Raw genomic sequence first — 3,171 nt, 5'->3', positions numbered from 1 at the left:
AGCCTTGAACCTCCTGAAAAATGAACAAACTAAAAAACTGTCGGTTAAAAGCAAAAGACTCAAAGCGGCTTGGGATGAAGACTATTTATTAAGGATATTGAAAATAAAAGTGTGAGTTTGCCCTGCCATTTTCAGCTACAAAATTTTTATTGGTGATATATATCATATCTTCAAAATTTATGGGAAAACGAGTAATTTGATTATTACCGTAGTTATTTCGTATATTTTCTTTAAAATCAATGTTTCCCATGAGTCCTTTTTGTGGACTTATTTCGTTTTGCGTTTTGTTAAGTGTGGTATAAATAGCTCTAATAATTTCTTTACTATTTAAATTTGGTTTTGTTTTAACAATGTACTGTTCGTGGTTGGTTTTTAAGCCTTGCTGAAAGGTGGTTTCATCATCAAAATTAGTAATATAAATAAAAGGAATATTATATTTATGTGACAATAAATTTCCTAAATCTAAACCATCTTTTTCGCCTTCCAAATCAATATCTAATAAAACAATATCAGGCGTTTTGGCAGCAATCCGTTTAATAGCTTGGTCAAAGCTTTTTGTATATTCATCAATGGTAAATCGTTCTTTTTCTAGTGCGGTACATAAACCGTCGTACAAAATAGCTTCATCTTCAACAATAAGAATGTGTGGTTTCATGAGTTTATTTTATTTAGGGAATTGAATGGTTAATTTTACGCCGTTTGCTCCATTTATATCAAAAGTTCCATTTATTTGTTGGGTTAATAATTTCATAATTCGCAACCCAAAAGTTTTGGGTTTTGTGCTATCAAATCCTTCTGGAAATCCTTTACCATTGTCTGCTAATTCTAAGTTATAATAGTTGTTGCTTTCATTAATGTGAATAGAAATTTCACCTTTTTTATCCTTTGAAAAAGCATATTTATACGAATTGGTTAAAAACTCATTAATAATAAGTCCAATAGGAAATGATTTGTCTGCCTTAAATTTTAACGAATTATCAATAGTATGCGTTATGTTAATTTTTTCATTTGGAAAAGTGTTTGCAACATTTTCACCCAATTTTTCTATATATTTTTTTAGATTTAAATTGGTAATGTCTTTATTATTATATAATTGTTTATGTACTTCATTAATACTACTTATGCGGTTCTGCAATTCAGATAGTTTGGCATTAAAAGCTTCATTATTAAATTCTTCCTTTACAACATCAATAAACCTGTTAATAATAGCTAAGTTGTTTTTTATTCTATGATGTAATTCTTTTTGTAAATTTTCAATGGTTTCTTTTTGCTTATTATTTCTACGGTAGTAAAACCCGAAAATACCTAGTGTAATTATTGAAATGCCTAAACTACCACTTAGTAACCACTTTTTTTTACTCTCTTTTTCAAGTGTTAATTGTTGTGCGGCTTTATCGTGTTTTAATTGGAGGTTTTCTTTTTCTTTTTTTTCAGTTTGGTATTTGGTTTCTATTTCGGTTACTTTTGAATCTCTTTGGTTAATTAAAATGGAATCGTTTAAGGCTTTAAATCTTTTATAATACGTTAATGCTTTTAAATACTTCTTTTTGCCTTGGTAAACAGAAGATAAATCATCATAAATTGCACTTAAAATTTGTGTATTAAACAATTCAACATTGTTTGAATCTTTTGCAACTTCTTTAAATAAACTTTCAGCTTTATCATATTTTTTAAGATCCAAATACCCAGAGCCTAGAGTTACTTTTGATATTAAAATTGCTTTTTTTTGATTTATGCTTTGAGCAATATTTTTAGCTTTAATTGAATATTGAACAGTCATCTGCGGTTGATTCATCTTTCGATAAACAACAGCGATACTATTTAAAGCCTCAAATTCATATAGTTTGTCACCTGTCTTTTTAAAATATTTTAACGAAATTTTATCGTGTTTTAGGGCTTTATTAAACTTTCCCCATCTGGAATAATCTAATCCTAATATGTAATGAAATTTAATTTTGTCTATTTCATCCTTAATTTTTAATGAATCATTTAATCCTTTAAGTAAATATTGCTCTGCTTTACCGTATTGTTCAAGGGACATAAAAGACCAACCTAAATTTGATAGAAATAAATAGTTGGATTGTTTATCATCTAACTTTTCAGCATATTCCTCACCTTTTAAATATGTTTTTATAGCCTCATCTGGTTTTCCAATTAAACTAAGTGCAATGCCCAAATTTGAATATATAATACAGATAGTTTTACCAACTGGGTGTTTTTTATAAAACTCAATGCCTTTGTTATAATATTCAATTGCTTTATTATATTTTTGAAAATGATGATATACTCGAGCTGTTTGATTTAAACTTTTTGTTACTAGTTCGTAGTTTTTTTGATTTTTGCTAACCGAAATAGCATATTTTGCAACTTTTTCGGCGTTTTTAAAATCTTGTTTTCGCATATAATATTCCGAAATATATTTATAAGACTCAACTTCTAATTTTAAATTATTTAATTTTTTAGATAATACCGTCATTTGTTTATAAAAAGGAAGTCCTTCATCAGGCGATGATTGATCAAATAATAATTTATTTAATTTTTGAAGAATATCAATTTTTTTGATGTCAGTTGATGCTTTAGATAAAACATTTTTTAAACTATCAATTTTTGTTTGTTGACCGTAAGAAATAAAGAGAATAAGAAAAGTTAATAGGGGTAGTATTTTTTGCATACTTTTTCTTAGCAATTTAAGAAGATTTTTAATTTTTTAACAAATATTTAAGAAATATATTAGTAATTTATTATCATTAAAAATAATATCATTATCATAATAAAAAGGTATATTATCATAATAATAATCTTAAAACGAATTTTTTTATAAAATTCTATTTAATAAAAAGGGTTTGGAATGGTTACTTGGAAATGATTTTATTCTTTGAAAGTTATATTTCTGATGGTCTGTAATTAGTAATAATAAAGGACGATATCATGCTGAACCTACCTGTCGGCAAGGCAGGCTTGTCAGCATGACATTACTATTTGATTGCTAGTTTTTTAGGGTTACTAACTCGTTGTGTATTTTAACTTTTTAAACCTACTGTTACGCCAGTTCTATATAAGAAAATAATTACAGAGCTAAAAATCAATAGTCTGCGTCATTGCGATGATTGAAGAGCAACGAAAAGAAGAAGCAATCTCATTTTTATGAAAAGATTGCTTCAAATTACTGCA

General features: G+C 27.0%; 2 protein-coding genes. Both read right to left on the bottom strand.

The annotated features are described in order from the left end of the window. Positions 1–88: 88 nt before the first annotated feature. On the bottom strand, positions 89–655 hold the full coding sequence (locus L3J60_RS13380; RefSeq protein WP_291976070.1) for a response regulator: 567 nt from the start codon (positions 653–655) through the stop codon (positions 89–91). 9 nt (positions 656–664) lie between these two features. After that, on the bottom strand, positions 665–2,671 hold the full coding sequence (locus L3J60_RS13375; protein ID WP_291976069.1) for a histidine kinase dimerization/phosphoacceptor domain -containing protein: 2,007 nt from the start codon (positions 2,669–2,671) through the stop codon (positions 665–667). Between the last annotated feature and the right edge of the window lie 500 nt (positions 2,672–3,171).

The sequence above is a fragment of the Lutibacter sp. genome (genome assembly GCF_021647475.1).
Classification (GTDB): Bacteria; Bacteroidota; Bacteroidia; order Flavobacteriales; family Flavobacteriaceae; genus Lutibacter.
The sequence above is the reverse complement of the archived record's forward strand: the minus strand, read 5'-3'. Positions and strand labels throughout refer to the sequence as shown.

Excerpts from the sequence above, each read along its gene's own strand:
- L3J60_RS13375 (WP_291976069.1), bottom strand. The coding sequence starts at position 2,671 with ATGCAAAAAATACTACCCCTATTAACTTTTCTTATTCTCTTTATTTCT.
- L3J60_RS13380 (WP_291976070.1), bottom strand. The coding sequence starts at position 655 with ATGAAACCACACATTCTTATTGTTGAAGATGAAGCTATTTTGTACGAC.